Origin of the sequence: Halorubrum sp. JWXQ-INN 858 (assembly GCF_009806985.1) — an archaeon.
Taxonomy (GTDB): domain Archaea; phylum Halobacteriota; class Halobacteria; order Halobacteriales; family Haloferacaceae; genus Halorubrum.
This window is the reverse complement of the sequence record NZ_WUAX01000016.1, coordinates 316,238-337,010: the sequence shown is the minus strand read 5'-3', so window position 1 is coordinate 337,010 and position 20,773 is coordinate 316,238. Positions and strand designations below refer to the sequence as shown.

Genomic DNA, 20,773 nt, shown 5'->3' with positions numbered 1-20,773 from the left:
GTTCTCCGCCGTTCGCGTTCGGCGTCACCCCATTAGCTCCCCGCCGTTCACGTTCAGCGTCTCGCCGGTGACGAACGCCGCGTCGCGGAGGTAGGCGGCGGCGTCGGCGATGTCGGCGGGCTGGCCGTACCGCTCGACGGGGATCCGCGCCAGCTCCTCGCGTTTCTCCGCGGCCGTCCGGTCGGCGGTCATCCCCGTCTCGACGTGGCCGGGCGCGATCGCGTTCACGCGCACGTCGGGCGCGAAGTCGCCGGCGTGGCTGCGGGTCAACGAGAGGAGCGCCCCCTTCGAGGCGGCGTAGTGGCACTCGATCGGCGCGCCGGTGTGTGCGAGGATCGACGAGACGTTCGTCACCGACGGGTCGTCGGCCGACGCCCGGAGATGCGGCAGTGCGGCCTTCGTCACGGCGAACGCGGAGTTGACGTTGACGTCCATGACACGGTCGAAGTCGGCGGGGTCGAGGGATTCGGTGTACACGTGCTGGTCGATCCCGGCGTTGTTGACGACGTGGTCGACGCCGCCGAAGGCGTCGGCCGCGGCGTCGACGAGCCGGGCGGCGGCGTCGGGGTCCGAGACGTCCGCGCCGACGACGATCGCCTCCTGGCCCCGGTCGCGCACCGCCTCGGCGACCTGGTCGGCGGCGTCCTCGCTCGTGTGGTAGTTCACCGCGACGTCGTAGCCGTCCTCGGCGAACCGCTCGGCGATCGCCGCCCCGATGCCCCGCGACGAGCCGGTCACGACTGTGGCTGGCATACCCTCACGAGGCGGCGGGGGAGACTTCGTCCTTCCGGACGCGGCGGTCCGTGCGGCGATCGGTGCGGCGGTCCGCGCGACGATCGGTGGGACGGTTCGCGCGGCGATCGGTGCGGCGGACGGTGCGAAAAGGCGGCGCGCTCGGGTGCGTGAATGTTCGGGCGCTCACTCGCTCCCGGGCGTCACGACCATGACACGGAGGTCGTTGACGTTCGTCCCCGTCGGCCCGGTCCGGATCAGGGCGTCGGCCGCGTCGAGAACGCCGTACGCGTCGTTGCGGTCGAGCGCGTCGCGCCCCTCGCGGTCCGGAACGGTCCCGGCGTCGACGACCGCGCCGGCGGCGTCGGTCGGCCCGTCGATCCCGTCGGTGTCGACGCTCGCGACCGCGATCCCGTCGTCGGACAGCGCGAGCCCGGCGCTCAGCGCGAACTCCTGGTTCGGCCCGCCGCGCCCCGCAGTCGCGCTCTCGCACTCCTCGGTCGTCCCGCCCTGATCGCGAAGCGTCACCGTCGTCTCCCCGCCCGAGAGGAGTACGGTCGGCGGGGCGGCCGGCGACCCCGTCTCGCGACACTCCTCGGCGACGGCGACGTGGGTGAGCGCGGACTCCCGGGCCTCGCCGCGCACGCCGGCGGCGAGGACGACCGGGTCGTACCCCCGTTCGGCGGCGGCGTCGGCGGCCGCCGCGAGCGCGGTCCGCCCGCTCGCGAGGACGTGGACGCTCGTCCGGTCGAAGGCCGGATCGTCCGCCGTCGGCGTCTCGGGGCGCTCGCCCGCGTCGCCGGCGCGGAGGTGGTCGCGGACGGCCGGCGGAACCGCGAGGCCGTAGCGTCGGACCACGTCGAGCGCGTCGGCGTACGTCGTCGGGTCCGGGACGGTCGGGCCGCTCCCGATCACGCTCGGGTCGTCGCCGACGACGTCGCTCACCGCGAGCGTCACGACCGTCGCGGGCGCGGCGGCCCGAGCGAGCCGCCCGCCCTTCGTCGCCGAGCAGTGTTTCCTGACGGCGTTGATCTCGTCGATCGTCGCCCCCGACGCCAGCAGGGCCTCGGTGACCGCCCGGAGGTCCGCCAGCGACGGGGGCTCCGCCGGGGCCGCAAGCAGCGCGCTCGCCCCGCCCGTGATCGCGACGATCACGAGGTCGTCCTCGTCGGCCGCCGTCGCGATCTCGAGCACCCGCCGTGCGCCCGCGACCCCCCGTTCGCTCGGGAGCGGGTGGTCGCCGGGGAGGGTCTCGACGACCCCCGTCGTCGCGTCGTCGTCCGTGACGACCGCCCCGCGGGCGATCCGATCGCCGAGCGTCGACTCGAGGACCGCCGCGAGCCCGCCGGCCGCGTTGCCGCCGCCGACCACGACCACGTCCCGGTACGCGTCGAGGTCGTACCGCGCCGTCGCGCCGCCGACGTCCGTGACGACGAGGTCACCGTCGTCGACCGCGAGCGCCGCCGCGACGGCGCGGTCGGGGCGTGCCGCCGCGATCCCCGCGGACAGACAGTCGACCGCGACCGCGTGTGCCGCCGCCTCGGTCGCTGCCGTCGCCTCAGCAGCTCTTGCCGCCTCGGGCGTCTCCGCGGCTTCGTCGCGCTCGTCCATGGGCCCCCGTTCCGTCCCGGCCACCATGTAGATGTCGCGCGGGAGGGCGGGCCGACGCCAGCGCTCACTTAAACGCCGACGCCAGCGCGATCGCGCCGAGCAGCAGCAGCGCCAGCGCCGTGACGGGCTGGCCGCCGGCCGCGAGCGCGTAGACGAGGTAGACGACGCCGACGGCGACGACGCCGACGAGGGCGGCACTGCCCGCGTGGACGGCGACGTTCCGCCGGGCCCCAGCGCCCCGCCCGACGTGCCGGCCGAGCGAGAGCCCGTGGTCGGCGGCGTCCCACGCGACCGCGAGCGCGACGGCGACGACGAGCAGCGGCTCCGGCGGGGCCCCCGTGTAGCCCGCGGCCGCGAGCCCGACCACGCCGATCCCGGCCCCCCACAGCAGGACGCGCTCGGACGCGAGCAGGGTCGTCCCGACCGCGATCACGGCGACCCCGAGGCCGACGACGGCCCCAGCGAGCGGCGCGGCGATCAGGGCCGCCCCGACCGCGACCGCGCCGGCGACGACGCTGACGACGACCGCCTCCGTCGGCGGGCGGGTGTCCCGCTCCGGCGAGCGATCGTCCCGCGCCGACGCGTCCGATCGCGTCGGCACGCGCCCGCCGGTCACGGCGACCACCGCCCGGTCGCGTGCGCGACGGCGACGGGGAACGACCGACCGGTGCCCTCTCGACCGGTCCCGTCCCCATCGCCCCGCTTTCGACCGTTTTCGCCGGGGTCGGCCTCCCCACGCTCCGTCTCTCGCTGACCAGCCACCTCCCGCCCCGGGTCCCACTCGATCGTCCGGATCCCGGCCCCGCGGAGCCGACGGAGCCGCCGCCGGCGCTCGAACCCGGCGAGCCGCCGACCGACGCTGTCCGACCCGGTCACGTCCGGGGAGAGCACGGTCACGAGGTGACCGTACGCGTCGATCCGCCGCGCGATCGTCGGGGCGTAGCGGTCGACGAGCGGGCTGAAGAACAACACCTGCGCGTCGGCCGGGAGCCGGCGGCGGAACCGGCGGAACCACAGCGACGGGTAGAACCCCTCGTCGCTCGGCGTGGGCGCGAGCGCCGGGTCGGTCGCGAGCGTCTCCCGGCCCCGGACCGCGTGTTCGGTGCCGGTGCCGGGCGGCAGCCAGCAGTCGTGCGGGCCGAGCGTCGCGATCCCGACGCGGTCGCCGGCCGCGAGCAGCGCCGAGAACGCCTGCCCGGCGGCGTCGACGCTCGCCTCCACCGCGGTGTCCGCGTCCGGCTCGGGCGCGACGTACGCGGCCTCGCGGGCGTCGACCAACAGGACGACGGTGGCGGCCCGCTCCTCGCGCAGTTCGAGCGTCGCCAGCTCGCCGGTCCGGGCGCGCCGGTTCCAGTCGATCCGCTTGAGCGGGTCGCCGCGGCGGTACTCCCGCGTCGCGTAGAACTCGACGCCGGAGCCGCCGACGTCGGTCGGGACCCGGCCGTGATACCGGGTCGTGAGTCCGCGGAGCGGGAGGTCGCCGCCCGCGTCGAGCGACGGGGTACACACCAGTCGCGTCCCGACTTCGACCCGCGTCTCCCGCTCCCGCGACCCCGACCGGTTCCGGGCGACCGCGCGGAGCGTCCCCCACTCGTGTGCTCCCCGAGTCGCCCGCACGGCGTACGAGAACGTCGCGACCGCGCCCGGACCCAGCGCGGTCGCGAACCGGGCGGGCCCGTCGACGACCTCGAGCGCCGGGGGGACGCCGTCGACGAGCCGCAGGTCCGGGAGGGTCGCGTCGCCGACGTTCTCGACCCTGACGGTCACGGTCACCGCGTCCCCGGGATCCGGCGACTCGTCGCTCGGCGTGCGCTCGACCGCGACGGTCGCCTCCGGGGCGTCGTCGGCCCGCGCGTACAGCCCGTAGCCGACGCCGACCGCCCCCGCGAGCACCGGCCCCGGCTGGCGGAGGACGACCCCGACGCCGACGAGCACCAGCGCGACGCCGACCACCCCGACCCAGCGCCCGGTGTCGAACGCGCGAAGCGGCCGACGATCGGACGCCGACCCGTCATCGGCCCTCTCGCCGGCCGTCGGCTCGTCGTCGTCGCCCCCGGAGGTCACGGCCCGTCCCTCGGCGGTCACGGTTCGTCCCCCGGCACCGCCGTTTCGAGCCGCCCGACCGCGTCGACCGCGGCGGTCGCGCCGAGCCGGTACAGCGACCGGCCGAGCAGGCGGGCGCGCAGACGCACCCGGACCGGGTACGTCGCGTCCGCGGCGAGGAACGCGGCGGCGACCCGGTCGTCCGTCCACGTCCCCGCGTCCACGAGCGTCGCGGCGGTCTCGCGCGAGCAGTTCCGGTCGCGGGCGACCGCGTCGATCGCCAGCGCCCGGACCCGCTCGCGGACGCCGTTTCGCGGCTCGTAGCGCCGCCCCACGCGCCCGGTCGCCCGGTCGATGGCGTCGTCGACGTCGCTCCCCGGAACCGCCGCACGAGCCCGCCGCTCCGGCTCGCCGAGGTCGATCGTGCGCGTCGTCCGGCGTCGGCGCGCGTTCGCGTACCGGACCCCCTGGACGATCCCGAGCGTGCCGACGAGCGTCACCGCGACGTACGAGAGGTCGAGCACGCCCGCGAGCCCGCGATCGACGAGGACCAGGAAGCCGGCGAGCACGGCGGCGACGCCGACGGCGACGACGATCCGCACTACTCCTCGCCCCCGTGAGCCGCCTCGATCCGGCGCAGGGCCTCGACCGCCCGTCGCTCCCGCTCGCCGGTCGGGTCCGCGCCGCCGTACCGGACCCGCTCGAAGACGTCGGTCAGGTCGTCGACCGGTTCGGGGTCGACGCCCGCCGCGATCGCCGCCTCGGCGAACTCCGCCGGGGTCGACGACGCCGGCCGGTCCACGTCGAGGACCGCCGTCATCTCCCGCCAGGCGCGGTACACCTCGTTGTCGGCGTCGGCCGACTCGATCCGGTCGGCCGCCGTCCCCGCCGCCCGCCCGACCGCGGCCAGGTCCGGCTCAGTTCCGGGGGCGTCGTCGGCGTCCGTCGTCGCCCCGCCGGCGGCCCCGTCGTCGCCGCCCGCCGCCAGGAGCACGAGCACGCTCGCGATCAGGGCGACGGCGACCGCCACGAGGAACAGCGCCTCCGGCGTCGAGACGGCGTCGCCCTCGCCGCCGATCCCCGGCACTCCGCCGCCCCCGACCGCGAAGAGCCCGTCGCCGTCGTCGTCCGCGAACGAGAACTGCAGGTCGAACGTCGCGGTCCGACAGGTGGAGAGGAGGAGCCACGCCCCGCCGATCGGGAGGAACACGGTCACGGCGACGACGCCCGCCGCGAACAGGGAGCCGGTGTCGCGATGGGCGAGCCACCCGATCAGGAGGAACAGGCCGACGAGGACGAGCAGCGCCGGCGGCTCCCGGAGGGAGTCGTAACAGACGCCCGCGACGGAGAGGTCCGTCCGCCCGCCGGTCGTCTCGCCGAGGCCGGTCCGGTCGGGCTCGTCGGCCTGCCCGATCCCGCCCGCCGACCCGCTCCCGCCGAAGCCGCCGCCGTCGGTCGTCACCGCGGAGTCGAGCGTCGCCGCGGCGATGCCGAGCGCGACGACCGCGAGGAGGGCGAGGAGGACCGCGACGAGGAACTCCCGTTTCACGCTACAGGATACGTCCACCCGGGGGAATAGCTTTCGGCGGGGGATCCGTCCACCCGAACGACTCTCGATCGGGAGACGTCCGCCCGAAGGAACGGCTCTCGGCGGGGACCCGCCCGGGCGACGCCCTTAATCGGCCGAGCGCCCTACGAGGGTCGATGGCTGACTCCGTGGGGATGGACGCGTTCACGCACCTCGGTCCAGCGGTTCGCGAGGCGCTCTCGGAGCGCGGGTTCTCGACGCCGACGGAGCCACAGCGGGCGGCGATCCCGGCGCTCGCGTCCGGTCGGAACGTGCTCGTGCTCGCCCCGACCGGAACCGGCAAGACGGAGACGGCGATGCTCCCCGTTCTCGACGCGGTCGTCGCCGCGCGGGACGCCCCCGGCGACCCGCCGCGCGAGGGGATCTCGGCGCTGTACGTCACTCCCCTCCGCGCGCTCAACCGCGACATGATGGACCGGCTGGAGTGGTGGGGCGACCGGCTCGACGTCGACGTCGCCGTCAGGCACGGCGACACCACCCGGTACCAGCGGACGAAGCAGGCGAACGACCCGCCGGACGTGCTCATCACGACGCCGGAGAGCCTGCAGGCGATCCTCACGGGGTCGAAGATGCGGGTCGCGCTGGCGGACGTCGAACACGTCGTGATCGACGAGGTCCACGAGCTGGCCTCCGCGAAGCGCGGGGCACAGCTCACGGTCGGGCTCGAACGCCTGCGTCGCCTCGCGGGGCCGTTCCAGCGGATCGGCCTCTCGGCCACCGTCGGCTCGCCCGACGAGGTCGGCCGGTTCCTCGTCGGCTGCGGCCGGCGCGACCCCGACCGCCCGGGCGATCGCGAGTTCGAGACGGTGACCGTCGACGCCGGCTCCCGGCTCGACGTCCGGGTGCTCGACCCGCCGATCACGGACCGCGACGCGGGGCTGGCGGGCGAGCTCGCGGTCGACGAGACGACCGCGAGCCACGTGCGGACGATCCGACGGATCGTCCGCGAGCACGAGTCGACGTTGGTCTTCGTCAACACCCGGCAGACGGCGGAGGCGCTCGGGTCCCGGTTCAAGGCGTTAGCGGAGCGCGAGCGCGATCTCACCGGTGACGACGTCGGCGATCGCGGCGAGGGGCCGGTGACGATCGAGGTCCACCACGGCTCGCTCTCCTCGGACGTCCGGGTCGACGTCGAAGACCGGTTCAAGTCGGGCGCGATAGACGGGCTCGTCTGTACGTCGTCGATGGAGCTCGGCATCGACGTGGGCCGCGTCGACCACGTCGTCCAGTACGGCAGCCCCCGCGAGGTCGCCCGCCTGCTCCAGCGGGTGGGACGGGCCGGCCACCGCCACGACCGCGTCTCGCGCGCGACCGTCGTGACGCAGGGGGGCGACGACACGCTGGAGGCGATGGCGATCGCCCGCCGCGCCGGCGAGGGGCTCGTCGAGCCGGCGGCGATCCACCACGGCAGCCTCGACACCGTCGCGAACCAGGTCGTCGGCGTCGTGATGGACGAGGGGGACGTCCACGCCCGGGCGGTGTACGAGACGGTGACGAGCGCCTACCCGTTCCGGGACCTCTCGGAGCCGGCGTTCCAGGAGGTCGTTCGCGAGCTCGACGGCAACCACCTGCTGTGGCTCGAGGAGGAGTCGGACACGCTCTCGAAGTCGGGCGGAACCTGGCAGTACTTCTACGCGAACCTCTCGATGATCCCCGACGAGTCGACCTACGAGGTGTACGACCTCTCCTCGCGGCGCGGGATCGGCACGCTCGATGAGCGGTTCGTGCTGAACTTCGCCGGCCCGGGCGAGACGTTCGTCCAGCGCGGCGAGCTGTGGCGGATCACGGAGATCGACGAGGAGGAGGAGCGCGTGAGCGTGACGCCGATCGCCGACCCGACCGGCGAGGTCCCCTCGTGGGTCGGCCGGGAGATCCCCGTGCCGAAACCGGTCGCCGAGGAGGTCGGTCGGCTGCGCGGGGCGGCCGCCGACGCGCTCGCAGCCGGATCTACGCCCGAGGCGGTCGCGGACGACCTCGCCGACCGCTACCCCGCCGACGAACGGACGGTCGCGGCGGCGCTGGGGTCGGTCGTCGACCACGTCGAGGCCGGGCACCCGACGCCGACGGACCGACGGGTCGTGATCGAGGGGCAAGCGCGGACGATCGCCGTCAACGCGGCGTTCGGCCACGCGGTCAACGAGACGCTCGCGCGGCTGCTCGCGGCGCTCGTCGGCCAGCGGACCGGCTCGTCGGTCGGAATGGACGTCGACCCGTACCGGATCACGCTCGAGGTGCCCGCGGGCGTCGGTCCGGGGACCGTCATCGAGGTCCTCGAGACGACCGACCCCGACCACCTCGCGGCGTACCTCGAGTTGGCCCTGCGGAACGCCGACGCCCTGAAGTTCACCCTCGCGCAGGTCGCCGCGAAGTTCGGGACGGTGAAACGCTACCGCGAGGGTCGCGGCCGGTTCGGTGGCGACCGGCTCCTCGCCGCGCTGGAGGACACGCCCGTCCACGAGGAGGCGCTCCGCGAGGTGTTCCACGCGGACCTCGCGGTCGACGCGACCGCGGCGGTCCTCGAGGCGATCCAGTCGGGCGCGATCGAGGTGGCGACCGCCCGCGAACGGACGCCGCTCGGGACGGCCGGGCGGTCGGTCGGCACGGAGTTCCTCGTGCCGGAGAACGCCGACGCCGACGTGATAAACGCCGTCCGCGAGCGGATCCGTGACGATCGGGTGATCCTCTGTTGTCTCCACTGTACCGACTGGAGGCGGACGACGACGGTGCGTCGGGTCCGCGATCAGCCCGAGTGTCCCGACTGTGGATCGACCCGCGTCGCCGCGCTCAATCCGTGGGACGAGGAGAGCGTCGCCGCCGTCCGCGCCGACGAGAAGGACGACGAGCAGGAGCGGCTGACCCGCCGGGCGTATCGCGCGGCGGGGCTCGTCCAGAGCCACGGGAAGCAGGCCGTGATCGCGATGGCCGCCCGCGGCGTCGGCCCGCACAACGCCGCCCGGATCATCAACAGGCTGCGCGAGGACGAGGACGAGTTCTACCGCGACGTCCTCAGACAGGAGCGCGAGTACGCGCGGACGCAGTCGTTCTGGGACTGACCGCCGCCGCTTATAAACCCGGGAGCGACCGCGGGGCGGTCCCGTGGTCGCTCCGGTCCCACCAATGCTGCCGATACCGCCGAGGTCAACGCTGCCGATACCGCCGGGGCGGACGCTGTCGGTACCGTCGACGCCGACACCGTCGGTACCGCCGGTGCGGCTTTTATAAGGGATTCGCGGAGTGAGCGCGGTCGTTTATAAGGATCCCGCCGCGGCCTACCCCAACTCGACGCGTTCGAGGTCGCTCTCGAGGTCGTCGACGAACTCGTTGTACGCGTCGACGAAGCCGCGGAACGGCTCGACGAGCTCGCGCACGTCGGCGGCCGACGGCGGTTCGTACTGCGAGAGGAGGTACACCCCGCCGGAGCCGCCGACGCGGAGGTACGACACCGCGCCCTCGTCCCACTTCAGCTCCCACCGCGCGCCGTCGACGCGGGTCGTGAACGTGCCGTAGTCGTCGCCCTCGTAGCGGTGGATCTCGCCGGCGATGACCGCACACGTCTCGCGGATCGCCGAGAGCACGCGGTCGCGCTCCGCGACGAGGTCGCCCGTCGACGCCGGCTCCGGGAACTCCACGTCGACGTCGTCGAGGACGCCCCCCAGCGAGTCGACGTACGCGTTCCACGCCGCGACGAGGTTCGGGTAGTCGGCGAGGGCGGTCGCGAGCGCCGCCGGCTCCGGCGGCTGTTTCGTGGAAACGACGTACGTGTCCGGGCCGCTCTTGGGCGAGAACAACAGGAACTCCAGCTCGCCCGCCTCGTGTTTGACGGTCCAGTCCCCGCCGGACGTCGACAGCTCCCGCCGGCCGTAGTCGCCCCCCTGTAGCAGGGCGAGCTGGTAGGCGATCGTCGCGGCGTGGTCGCGGACGGCGGCGACGACCTCGTCGCGCCGGTCGGCGACGGCGTCGACGTCCCGGACGTCCATGTCGATCTCGAGGGTATCGGGCGTCGTCACATCCGTACCGGAGAGACGGACGTGGTTAACCGGTTCGGACCGGGCCGACGACTCGGCGGAAGCGATCGAACCGGCCGCCTCAGGGGTCGATGTACGCATTGGACAACTCCCGCTGTGCGGCCCTGAGGTGCTGGTGGAACGTCTGTCTCGTGATACCCATCGTCTCCGCCAGCTCCGAGCCGTCGACGGGGCGCGGCCAGTCGAAGTACCCGTTCCTCGTTGCGATCTCCAGTGCGGTCCGCTGGCGCTCGGTGAGCCCCTCGTCGACCTCGCCGATCAGCTCCGAGAGGTTTCTATCGCCCCGATCGCGCTCGGTGCGCGACCGCAGTTCGACCGACCCGAACCGGGAGCGCAACGCGTCCAGGACCCGACCGACGTCGCCTTCCGGCGGGGACTCGATCGTCACCCGCGTCCGACCCGGCTCGGCGGTCGCGTTCGCGACGACTGCACCGTGCTCGCTCACCCCCGGGAACGGCGCCTCGTCCGCGGTCTCCACCGCGAACGAGCGCGGTCCCTTACCGTCGGCCAGCGGGTACACCGCCGAGACCATCGCGAGCGACTCGACCGCGGAGAGGTCCCGCCCCCCGTCCTCGGTACACAGGTGGAGGACGTACTCCCCGTCGCGACGCGTGACCCCACGGTAGTCGATGGTCGCGTCGAGGGCGCCGGCGATCCGCGACAGCGGGTCGTTCCCGTCGCGCATGACGACGCACAGCTCGACGACGCGGTCGGTGGTCAGGATCCGAGCGGTCTCGACCGCGTGGATCCCGTTCGCGATCATCCGACCCAACGAGTCGAGGACGGTCCGCTCCCGACCGTCGAAGTCGGTCTCGCCGGTGACGTACACCCCGAGCAGGCCGTGCCGGGAGCGACCGTGCCGCAGCGAAACGACGACGAGCCGGGAGGCCCCGACGGCATCCGGGGAGAACGGCCCGACCGCTGACCCGTCCGCGGGCTGCTCTCGGAGGTCTCCGCCGTCGACCGCCTGGCGAACCGCCCGCGGCGTGTCCTCGAGCGAACGTTCGACTCCGGGCTCCGGAGCCGATCCACCCGCGGCGGTCACTTCGATACGCCGTCGTGCGGGACCGAGGGTCCCGATCCACGCGCCGGCGTAGTCCGGGTCCGACGCGATCTCCCGACAGACGCACCGGGCCAGGGTCTCCCGGTCGGACGCCTCGACGAGTATCCGTGTGATCTCCCGGAGCAGTCCGTTCACGCGCCCGAGGAGCCTGTCCAACGCCCGTCGCTCCTCGGCGATCCGTTCGGCGCGTTCGTCGGCGAGGGCTGCCGCACGCTTGCGCTCCGTGACGTCGTTTTGGAACCCAACGTAGTGAACGAGGTCGCCCTCGTCGTCGTGGATCGGCGCGATCGAGAGCTCGTTCCAGAAGGGCGTCCCGTCCCGTCGGTAGTTTCGGACCTCGACGGTCACCGGCTCCTCGTTCGCGATCGCCTCGGAGATCCGGTCGACCGTGTCGGGGTCGGTCCCGGAACCCTGCAGTAGTCGAGGGTTACGCCCCAGCAGCTGGGACTCGTCGTACCCGGTCAGCTCGGTCCACGCCCGGTTGACGAACACCAACGGATAGTCCGGAAGCGACGGGTCGCTCAGGCTGATCCCGATCGGCGCTTCCGAGACGGCGTGTGCGATCGCCTCGACGCCGGGTTCACGCCCCGAAACGTCCCGTCCCGTGGCCGGCGGCCGAGCGCGTCGCGTCGCCGCGTCGACCGCCTCGGCGAGTTCGTCGAGACACCCCGACCCGTCCTTGCGGAGGACTCGCTCGGCCCCACGGCCGAGGGCCGCGCTCGCGACCTCCTCGTCGTCCGTCCCGGTGAACACGAGCACCGGAACGTCCAGCTCTAAGTCGTTCACCGCGGACAGGAACGCGAGCCCGTCGTCTCCGGGAAGGTCGTGTTCGCAGACGACGCAGTCGTACTCCTCGCGGCCGAGCCTCGCCAGCGCCTCGGTCGCGGCCTCGACCGCGGTGACCGAGCGGTCGGCCGTCTCGAGTGCGGCCTCGATCCGCTCGGCGTCTTCCCGGGGATGCACGAGAAGGGTGCGGGTACTCCCCATACGTACTGGTTGGTCTTGCGTCACATAAGCTATCGGTCGGCCAACGCCGCCGGTCGCTCTAGTCTCGACCCGCCGGCCGTTCGAGCTTCGACCCGCCGGCCGTTCGAGCTTCGACCCGCCGTCCGCTCCAGTCTCGACACCCGCCGGCCGCGGGCACCTTACTGGTTAGGTCGTGTCGTTTAGCCTCGCCACGGTGTACGTGATCCCGAGACATGATAGAAGCGCTCGCTGCGGACGCACCGGTACTCGCACAGTCGATACTGTTACAGGAGGTCACACAGCCGGAGGTGTACCAACGTATCCAGGAGGACGCGTTGTTGAACCTGTCCTTCTGGTCGAACATCGCCCTCGCCGGGCTCTCGATCCTCCTGTTCGTCTACATGGGACGGAACGTGGAGGACCCACGGGCACAGCTGATATTCGTCGCGACGCTTATGGTGCCGCTCGTCTCGATCTCGAGTTACACCGGGCTGGCGTCGGGGCTGACGATAAGCTTCCTCGAGATGCCGCCGGGGCACGCGCTGGCCGGCGAGGAGGTCCTGACGATGTGGGGTCGGTACCTCACGTGGGCGCTGTCGACGCCCATGATCCTGCTCGCGTTGGGACTGCTCGCGGGCACGAACACGACGAAGCTGTTCACGATCATCGTCACCGACATCGCGATGTGTGTGACCGGCCTCGCGGCCGCGCTGACGACGTCCTCCTACATGCTCCGGTGGTTCTGGTACGTCATCAGCTGTGCGTTCTTCCTCGTCGTGCTGTACATCCTGCTCGTCGAGTGGCCCAAGGACGCCGAGATCGCCGGCACCGCGGACATCTTCAACACGCTGAAGATCCTCACCGTGGTGATGTGGCTCGGCTACCCGATCTTCTGGGCGCTCGGCGCTGAAGGATTCGCGTTGATCGGCGTCGCCACCACCTCGTGGGCCTACAGCGGGCTCGACATCGTCGCGAAGTACATCTTCGCGTTCCTGCTGTTGAACTGGGTCGTCAACAACGAAACCACGGTCGCGAACATGGCTCCCGGCCTCGGATCGGCCAACCGCGGCGGTGCCGCCCCGGCCGACGACTGAACCGGACCGAACGCGCGGCCGCTGCCGACTCGTTTTTCGGGCCGACGCTCCGCGGGAGCAACGCGTCCGCGGAGTGGATCCGGACGGAACGCGTCTACGGAGTGGATCCGGACGGAACGCGTCTACGGAGTGGATCCGGACGGAACGCGTCTACGGAGTGGATCCGGACGGAACGCGGCCTCCCCGGTTCCGAGGACGTCGTCGCGGGACGTCGCGGGCGTCCGGCGTCGCTCCGTCCGGCGTCGCTCCGTTCGGGTATCGGCGCCGGATCAGCCTCGATACCAGTGGTCTATTAGCACGACCACGAGCAGCACCCCCGGTGCGATCCCGGCGGTATACACGCCCAGCGCGAACAACACGCCCAAGACCCCGGCCGTGGAGAGGAACTGCATCGCGGTTCCGCGCTCGTTGAACCACGCCAGGTACCGTCCCAGAAGCGACATACAGACGTATCACACGGACACGGCCTTATCACTCTCGCCCGCGCGACCGGCGAACGTCGCGTGCCGCCCTAACGGGTCTTGAGGATCGTTTATGCCTCTCTCCCTCCGAGTGTGACCGTGGTGAGCGGTACACTTCCGATCATCGCGGCCATCCTCGGTATCGGAATCGCGCTCCAGATCGTCTCCTCGCGGCTCCGCGTCCCGAGCGTCCTGTTTCTGATCCTCGTCGGCGTCCTGATCGGCCCCGAAGGGTTGGGCTACATCGACGTGGACACCTTCGGTCAGGGGCTGGCGACGGTCGTGGGGCTGTCGGTGGCGATCATCGTCTTCGACGGCGGGTTCGGCCTCAGACGCGAACGGCTGGCCGAGGCACCGAACTCGATCCTTCGAGTGGTGACGGTCGGAGCCGCCGTCATGTTCTTCGGTACGGCGCTTGCGGTGCGGTTCTTCATCACCGACGACTGGGGGCTCGCGCTCCTGATAGGGGCGCTCCTGATCGCGACCGGCCCCACGGTGATCACGCCGATCCTCCAAGTGATCGACGTCCGCGAGCACGTCGCCTCGACGCTGGAGGCGGAAGGCATCATCAACGACGTCACGGCCGCGATCCTCGCGATCGTCGTGTTCGAGACGCTCGTCGTGGGCTCCGACGGAACCGGTGCGGTGGTGACCGGGTTTCTCTCCCGTCTCGTCGCCGGCGTCGGCGTCGGAATGGTCGTCGCCACCGTCGTCTACGTGGTCCTCGTTCGGCTGGACGCGCCCGGGTCGAACGCGGAGCGCACGGTCCGACTCGTCACGCTCGGCGGCGCGTTCGTCTCGTACGGGCTGGCGGAGTCGGTCGCGCCGGAGACGGGGGTGGCCGCGGCCGCCGCCGCGGGCGTGACGCTCGGCAACGTGGACCTACCGCACCGCGAGGAGGTCGAGAAGTTCGGCCGCGACCTCACGCTCGTCGCGCTCTCGTTCGTGTTCATCTCGCTGGCGGCGCTCATCGATTTCGATGCCTTGGTCGGCTTGGGGGTCGGCGGGATCGGCGTCGTCATCGTCGTGACGCTCGTCGTCCGGCCGTTGGTGATGTTCCTCTCCGCCCGCGAGCCAGTGTTCACCCGCAACGAACGGTACTTCCTGAGTCTCGTGGGCCCACGCGGGATCATCCCGGCGTCGATCGCCACGCTGTTCGCGATCGATTTACAACGGACCGGGGCGACCGCCGAGGCACAGACGCTCGTCGGCGCGGTGTTCCTCGTCATCTTCGTGACGGTGATCCTTCAGGCGGGACTGGCACGGCAGATCGCGGAGTTCTTCGACGTTCAACCCATGCAAACGATGATCATCGGCGGGGGCCGGGTCGGCCGGACGCTCGCCACACGACTGGAGAAGCGGGGCGAGAACGTGGTCGTTCTCGATCGGGACTCAGAGACGGTCGAGGAGCTCCGCTCCGACGGGTTCCGTGCGGAGCTCGGTGACGGGACCGACACGAGAACGTTGGAGAAACACGGGGCGGAACGGACGAAGCTCGTCGTCGCGGGGACCGCCGTCGATGACACGAACCTCCTGATCTCACAGCTCGCGAAGAACAAGTTCGGGGTCGAGACGGTCATCGCTCGCGTAAACGACCCCGACAACGTGGCCGCGTTCGACGCGCTCGACGTCCGCGCGATCGACGTCTCCTCCGCGATGGCATGGTCGCTTGACAACGAGATCGAGCGCCCGACGCTCGCCCACTGGATGAATCAGCTCGGGGACCGCCACGACGCACAGGAGGTGGAGATCACCTCCGAGACGTTCGCCGGGAAGACCGTCCAACAGCTCGGCTCGAAGATCCCGCAGGGCGTGTTGATCGCGGTCGTCGGCCGCGCCGACGAGACGTTCGTGCCCCACGGCGACACGGTTCTCGAAGCGGGCGATCGGATCACGATACTCGGCGACGAGGACGACGTCGAAACGGCGATCAGGCGGGTCCATCCACACGACTGACTCCCGTTTCGACGTCGGAGTCGGCCGTTCGGATGGAGGGCCGGAGCGGCGAACCGGGTCAGAGCGGCGAACCGGGTCGGGTGTTGGGTCCGGGCCGGGTGTCGGGTCGGGCTCGGGCTCGATCCGCGTCGTGATCGTCGCCGCCGACGGTTCAGCCGGCCGCCTCGAACACCGCGACGTCCCGGACCGTCAGCCCGTTCTCGGCCGCCCGCGACTCGCCGGAGACGAGGTCGGTCGCGTCGACCGCCTCGTCGACCCCGACGACGGCGGGCTCCGCGCCGAAGTTGAGCAGGACGAGATAGCGTCCGTCCGCCCCCTCGCGGGCGAAGGCGACGACTTCCTCGGGCGCGTCGGTCTCGTACGGGACGCGCTCGATGTCGCCCGCTGGACCGAGCGCCGGGTGGGCGTCACGCAGCGCGATCAGGTCGTCGTAGTGGTCGCGGATCCCCTCGCGGGCGTGGTCCCACGCGAGCGGGTCGCGGGTGCCCCGCTGACCGAGTTCCTGACCGCCGTACAGCATCGGGATCCCCGGGAGCGTGAACAGCGCGCCCGCGGCGGCCTTCGTCGCGTCGTCGCCGCAGTCGACGACGTACCGCGTCTCGTCGTGGTTCTCGAGGTAGAGCATGAACGCGGCGTGGTCCGGGAACCCGGACCGGGCCCGCCCCTCGACGGCGTCGAGGACGGCGTCGGCCGGCTGCTGGCCCGTGCCGACCTGCCGGAGGGTGAAATACAGCGTCGTGTCGAAGTGGACGTCGAACATCCCCTCGTGGAAGTCGGCGATGTACGGGATCGTCTCGTCGAGCAGGAGGAAGTCGGGATCCGTCCGCTTGACCCGCTCGCGGAGCTCCCGCCAGAACGACTCGGGAACCGCCCACGCCATGTCACAGCGGAAGCCGTCGGCGATCTCGGCCCACTCGTCGACCGCGTCGAGCAGGTGTCTGCGGACCTCCAGGTTCGCGAAATCGAAGTTGGCGATCAGCTCCCAGTCGAAGTACGTCCCCGGCTCGCCGGACTCCTGCCACTCGTACCAGTCGTAGTACGGCGACTGGGGGTTTCGGTACGCCGACCGGAAGTGCGGGTGCTCGCGTGCGGAGTGGTTCAACACGAGGTCGAACAGGACGGTCATCCCGCGATCGTGGGCGGCGTCGACGAACGATTCGTAGTCGTCGCGGTCGCCGAGGTCGTCGGCGATCGAGAAGAAGTCCGTGATGTTGTAGCCGTGGGGCTCGCCGTCGTGCTGTAGCACGGGTGTGAGCCACAGGCAGTCGACGCCGAGGTCGTCGAGGTAGTCGAGCCGGTGCTCCAACGCCTCGAACGTGGTCTCGGCGTCCTCGTCGTCGGCCGCGTAGCCGCGGACGTAGACCTCGTACAGCGTGGCGTCGGACGCCCACGCCGGCGGGTCGTTCAGTCGGCGGACGGCGAGGTCGTCGTCGGTCCCCCCGATCCGCTCGACGCCGACCGCGTCGGCGACGCTGTAGCTCTCGCCGCACGCGACCGCGTGGACGCGGACCCGGTCGTCGATGGCGTCGATCGGGACCCGAAGCGCGTGGCCCTCGACGTCCACGGCCGCTCGGGAGACGTCGTCGCGGTCGTCGAGGAGGAACTCGACGTCGAGGTCGTCGGGGTCACGCGGGGAGTCCGGATGCGGGGTCGGCGTGGCGCGGACGACCGCCTCCCCGCCCTCGATATCGACGTCGAGCCGGATCCGGGGGCGTCCCCCTCCCTCTCCGGCCCGTCCGCCGGCCGCGCTCGCTCCCGAGCCGGACCCCGAAACGCGCCCGCTCTCGCCGCCGCTCCGCGGCGATCGCGCCGAGCCGCTCCGACCGCTGTACCCGCTGTATCCGCTTCCGCCGATCGGTCCGGAGCCCTCGCCGGTCGGCCGCCGGTCGCTCGGGAAGACGCGGATCGTCAGGTCGTACTCCTCGGCCGGCGTCTCCAACGTGACGGTGTATCGCCCAGGGACGTCCGGGCGGAACTCCTCGACGGCGTCGTCGCCCACGGCGGCCTCGCTCCCCCGCGGCGACTCGGCGACCGTCCACCGGTAGGCGGCGTCCGGGTCCGGGTCCCGCGGTGCCAACTGTACGGCGTCGCCGACGGCGGCGAATCGCGGCGGTCCAGGGTGTTTCATACGCGTACCGATACACTCCGTCACGTCGACCTTATATGTTGGGAACGTACTATATACAGACATAGTAAAAATTTATAAGATACGTATTCGCCGTCGGTGGGTGCCCTCGCCGTCGATGGGGCCCTCGCCGTCGGTGCCTGTCGTTACCGTCCGGCTCGCTCCGTCTCCGATTCGGGCTCCTCGCTCGCGTCCTCCGTTTCCCGCTCGTCCCCGTCAGCGTCCTCCGTTTCCCGCTCGTCCCCGTCAGCGTCCTCCGTTTCCCGCTCGTCCCCGTCAGCGTCCTCCGTTTCCCGCTCGCCTCCGTCAGCGTCCTCGGCGTCGGCTCGCTCGGCGGCCTCCTTTCGAGCGCGGTCGGCGGCGAGCTCGCGGTCGATGTCGTCCTCGACGTACGACGTCGCCTCGACGGTGACGACGTTCCCGCCGCCGGGGTCGACGACCATCACCTCCTGGCCCTCGGCGATCGTTCCCTCAAGCGACCGCGCGGAGTAGTACGGGTTGAAGCCGCCGCCCTGGAGCTTCACCTGCCCGCCGGCGGGGGTGACGGTCTCGGTGACTGTGCCGAGTTTTCCCTTCAGCGCGTCGCGGTCGCTCGTCTGCTGCTGTCCCTTCCCGCCGTACAGGTCGAACTCGTGGTAGCCGTAGAAGGCGGCGATCCCGAAGAGGAGGGTGAACATCGCCGACAGCACGACGAGCAGCGTTCCGGCGACCCCGAGCGTCGCCAACACGAGCCCCGCGAGCCCCGCCCCGATCAGCGCGATCCCGACGACGATGAAGTTCGCGCCCGGCGCGAGCGCCTCCGCCATCGACAACAGGAGTCCCGCCGTCAACAGCAGTAAGGGGAGGGTCTCGGGCCCGAACAGGTCCGCCTGCAGGAGCACGTCCATATCGACCCGTATGGCCGCGACGGGAATAAGGTGTGGTACGGATCGGCGCGGGCCGATCAGAAGCCGAAGACGAGCACGCCGATCGTGAGCGCGACGCCGAGCACGACGAAGGCGGCGTGTTCGGCGTCGATCGCCCCCGGCTCGATGGGCTCCGACTCCGGCGTCGACGTGTCCTCGGTCACGCCGTCGGGGCCGACGTCGTCGACGCTGAACCGCCACTCGCGCCCGTCGTCGTCCCCGTCGTCACTGACCTCGTTCGCCCGGCTTCGGACGTCGTCGCTGCTCATGCGCTACGTTACGTGGGTGCCTGATAAATGGCTGGCGGAGCGGTCGACGGCGGAGCGGTCGGCGGCGGAGCGGTCTCCCGCGGACGGATCGCGGGGGTTACCGCCGGTCGGCGTTCGTCACGTCGCCGTCGTAGACGATACCGCGCTCGCCGTCGACCGTGACGACGGTGCCGTCGGCGACCGACTCCGGCAGCACCGCCCCGGAGACCATCGGGACGCCCAGCTCGCGCGCGACGACTGCGGGGTATCCGGTCATCCCGGGCCGGGCGTCGATGATGCCCGCGATCCGGTCGAGGTCGCCCGAGAACTCGTCGTCGAAGTCCGGGCCGAGCGCGACGACGGAGCCGTCGGGCACCGCCGAGAGGTCGCCGTCGACCGTCCGGTGGATCGGGGCGGCGACGCGACCGGTCACGGCCCCCTTGCCGGTGACGAGCGTCTCGGCGGCGACGTGGACCTTGAGGGTGTTCGTCGTGTTCGTCCCCTCGAGCTCCGTCATCATCCCGGAGAGGACGACGAGCGTGTCGCCGGAGTCGGCCGCGCCGGCGTCGAGCGCGGCCTCCACGGCGTTGTCGAGGACGGCCTCCATGTCGCGGGCGTAGGCGGTCGTGACGGGGGTGACTCCCCACGAGAGCGCGAGCTGTCGGCGGACGCGGTCGTTCGGCGTGGTCGTGACGACGGGAACGCCGGGTCGGAACATCGCGGTCTTCCGGGCGGTGTAGCCGGACTCGGAGACGGCGACGACCGCGGACGCGCCGATGTCGCGCGCGAGGTACCGCGCGGAGCGCGCGAGCGCCTCGGTCCGCGAGTCGGCGTCGGCGACGGGGACGCGCTGCTCGCGGGTCTCCGCGTACTCCTCACTGGACTCGACCTCGCGGACGATCCGATCCATCGTCTCGACGACGGACACGGGGTGGTCGCCGATCGCCGTCTCGCCCGACAGCATCACCGCGTCGGTGCCGTCGAGGACCGCGTTGGCGACGTCTGACGCCTCCGCCCGGGTCGGGCGGCGCGAGTGGACCATCGAGTCGAGCATCTCCGTCGCCGTGATGACGGGGACGCCCGCGTTGAGACACTTCCGGATGATCCGCTTTTGAACCATGGGGACCTCCTCGAGCGGGCACTCGACGCCGAGGTCGCCGCGCGCGACCATCACGCCGTCGGCGGCCGCGACGATGCCGTCGAGGTTCTCGACCGCGCCCGCCCGCTCGATCTTGGCGATCACGGGGATGTCCTCGCCGCCGTACGTCTCCAAGGAGTCCGCGATCCGGTAGACGTCGTTGGCGTCCCGCACGAAGGAGGCGGCGACGAAGTCGGCTCCCGCGCGGGCGGCGAGCCGGAGCTCGTCCTCGTCGGCCGGCGTGATCAGGTCGACGTCGACGTCGACGCCGGGGAGGTTCACGCCCTTCCGCGAGCTGAGCTTCCCGCCGCTTATCACGGTGGCGACGACGCCGTCGTCGGTCACGCGCTCGACGCGACACTCGATCCGACCGTCGTCGAGGAGCACGATATCGCCGGGGCCGGCGGCCGCGATCGAGTGGGTCAACCCCACCGTCTGCGGCGTCGCGTCGCTTCCGGCGCGGAAGGTCACCTCGGATCCGGTCTCGAGGCGGATCGGCTCGTCGATCTCGGCGGTCCGGATCTCCGGCCCCTTCAGGTCGACCATCACCGCGAGCGGGTCGTCGATCGCGTCGTCGACCTCGCGAACGCGGGCGATCACGTCCTCGCGGTGGGACGTCGTTCCGTGGCTGGCGTTGAGGCGGGCGACGGACATCCCCGCCTCCGCGAGCCCGCGGATCGTGTCGCGGTCGTCCGACGCCGGGCCGAGCGTACAGACGATCTTGGCGTTTCTCATACCTCCGGCTTCGACGGAGCCGCCAAAAAGGCACACGGTTGAGTCGCCTCCGAGTGAACTTTCGATCGATCGGTCGTCCGTTG

16 protein-coding genes are annotated in these 20,773 nt (G+C 71.8%); 3 read left to right on the top strand and 13 right to left on the bottom strand.

Translation table 11 applies throughout. From position 1 onward, the window contains the following. Positions 1 to 24: 24 nt before the first annotated feature. The 6 genes from GRS48_RS13570 to GRS48_RS13545 form a co-directional block, all read right to left on the bottom strand. Positions 25 to 753, bottom strand: a complete 729-nt coding sequence (locus tag GRS48_RS13570; protein WP_159487412.1) for an SDR family NAD(P)-dependent oxidoreductase — start codon at positions 751 to 753, stop codon at positions 25 to 27. A gap of 165 nt (positions 754 to 918) precedes the next feature. After that, positions 919 to 2,343, bottom strand: a complete 1,425-nt coding sequence (locus GRS48_RS13565; RefSeq protein ID WP_159487410.1) for a glycerate kinase — start codon at positions 2,341 to 2,343, stop codon at positions 919 to 921. Positions 2,344 to 2,407: 64 nt separating this feature from the next. Next, on the bottom strand, positions 2,408 to 2,968 hold the full coding sequence (locus GRS48_RS13560; protein WP_394351207.1) for a hypothetical protein: 561 nt from the start codon (positions 2,966 to 2,968) through the stop codon (positions 2,408 to 2,410). After that, complete coding sequence (locus tag GRS48_RS13555; protein ID WP_321168463.1) at positions 2,956 to 4,428, bottom strand: DUF58 domain-containing protein; 1,473 nt, start codon at positions 4,426 to 4,428, stop codon at positions 2,956 to 2,958. Before GRS48_RS13555 ends, GRS48_RS13560 begins: the two co-directional genes overlap by 13 nt. Continuing rightward, positions 4,425 to 4,988 (bottom strand): hypothetical protein, encoded by a 564-nt coding sequence (locus tag GRS48_RS13550; protein ID WP_321168462.1) that lies wholly within the window; start codon positions 4,986 to 4,988, stop codon positions 4,425 to 4,427. Before GRS48_RS13550 ends, GRS48_RS13555 begins: the two co-directional genes overlap by 4 nt. Beyond that, complete coding sequence (locus GRS48_RS13545; protein ID WP_321168461.1) at positions 4,988 to 5,935, bottom strand: DUF4129 domain-containing protein; 948 nt, start codon at positions 5,933 to 5,935, stop codon at positions 4,988 to 4,990. Before GRS48_RS13545 ends, GRS48_RS13550 begins: the two co-directional genes overlap by 1 nt. 155 nt (positions 5,936 to 6,090) lie before the next feature. Between GRS48_RS13545 and GRS48_RS13540 the strand changes: the two genes are divergently transcribed. Then, positions 6,091 to 9,027 carry a DEAD/DEAH box helicase gene (locus GRS48_RS13540; protein WP_200840284.1) on the top strand — a complete coding sequence of 979 codons (2,937 nt, stop codon included), beginning with the start codon at positions 6,091 to 6,093 and terminating at the stop codon, positions 9,025 to 9,027. Between the two features lie 216 nt (positions 9,028 to 9,243). Here the strand turns inward: GRS48_RS13540 and GRS48_RS13535 are convergent, their stop codons facing one another. Together GRS48_RS13535 and GRS48_RS13530 are read right to left on the bottom strand one after the other, a co-directional pair. Then, positions 9,244 to 9,981 carry a hypothetical protein gene (locus GRS48_RS13535; RefSeq protein WP_321168460.1) on the bottom strand — a complete coding sequence of 246 codons (738 nt, stop codon included), beginning with the start codon at positions 9,979 to 9,981 and terminating at the stop codon, positions 9,244 to 9,246. Between the two features lie 79 nt (positions 9,982 to 10,060). Beyond that, positions 10,061 to 12,049 (bottom strand): bacterio-opsin activator domain-containing protein, encoded by a 1,989-nt coding sequence (locus GRS48_RS13530; protein WP_159487408.1) that lies wholly within the window; start codon positions 12,047 to 12,049, stop codon positions 10,061 to 10,063. Positions 12,050 to 12,261: 212 nt separating this feature from the next. On the opposite strand from GRS48_RS13530, the gene GRS48_RS13525 reads away from it, so the two are divergent. Beyond that, complete coding sequence (locus GRS48_RS13525) at positions 12,262 to 13,122, top strand: bacteriorhodopsin (RefSeq protein WP_159487406.1); 861 nt, start codon at positions 12,262 to 12,264, stop codon at positions 13,120 to 13,122. A 269-nt stretch (positions 13,123 to 13,391) separates the two neighbouring features. Here the strand turns inward: GRS48_RS13525 and GRS48_RS13520 are convergent, their stop codons facing one another. Beyond that, a complete protein-coding gene (locus tag GRS48_RS13520; RefSeq protein ID WP_159487404.1) occupies positions 13,392 to 13,565 on the bottom strand; it encodes a hypothetical protein in 174 nt (57 codons plus the stop codon). 120 nt (positions 13,566 to 13,685) lie between these two features. Between GRS48_RS13520 and GRS48_RS13515 the strand changes: the two genes are divergently transcribed. Then, positions 13,686 to 15,539 carry a cation:proton antiporter gene (locus tag GRS48_RS13515; RefSeq protein WP_321168459.1) on the top strand — a complete coding sequence of 618 codons (1,854 nt, stop codon included), beginning with the start codon at positions 13,686 to 13,688 and terminating at the stop codon, positions 15,537 to 15,539. A 151-nt stretch (positions 15,540 to 15,690) separates the two neighbouring features. On the opposite strand, the gene malA is transcribed toward GRS48_RS13515, so the two are convergent. The 4 genes from malA to pyk all read right to left on the bottom strand — a co-directional run bounded on the left by malA (position 15,691) and on the right by pyk (position 20,690). Further along, the gene (malA, locus tag GRS48_RS13510) at positions 15,691 to 17,667 is read right to left on the bottom strand and encodes an alpha-amylase MalA (protein WP_159487400.1); all 1,977 of its coding nucleotides are present in this window, start codon (positions 17,665 to 17,667) and stop codon (positions 15,691 to 15,693) included. Positions 17,668 to 17,810: 143 nt separating this feature from the next. Next, positions 17,811 to 18,551, bottom strand: coding sequence for an NfeD family protein (locus tag GRS48_RS13505; RefSeq protein ID WP_159487398.1), 741 nt, complete (start codon positions 18,549 to 18,551; stop codon positions 17,811 to 17,813). Between the two features lie 56 nt (positions 18,552 to 18,607). Further along, a complete protein-coding gene (locus GRS48_RS13500) occupies positions 18,608 to 18,838 on the bottom strand; it encodes a hypothetical protein (RefSeq protein ID WP_159487396.1) in 231 nt (76 codons plus the stop codon). A 97-nt stretch (positions 18,839 to 18,935) separates the two neighbouring features. After that, positions 18,936 to 20,690, bottom strand: coding sequence for a pyruvate kinase (gene pyk, locus GRS48_RS13495; protein ID WP_159487394.1), 1,755 nt, complete (start codon positions 20,688 to 20,690; stop codon positions 18,936 to 18,938). Between the last annotated feature and the right edge of the window lie 83 nt (positions 20,691 to 20,773).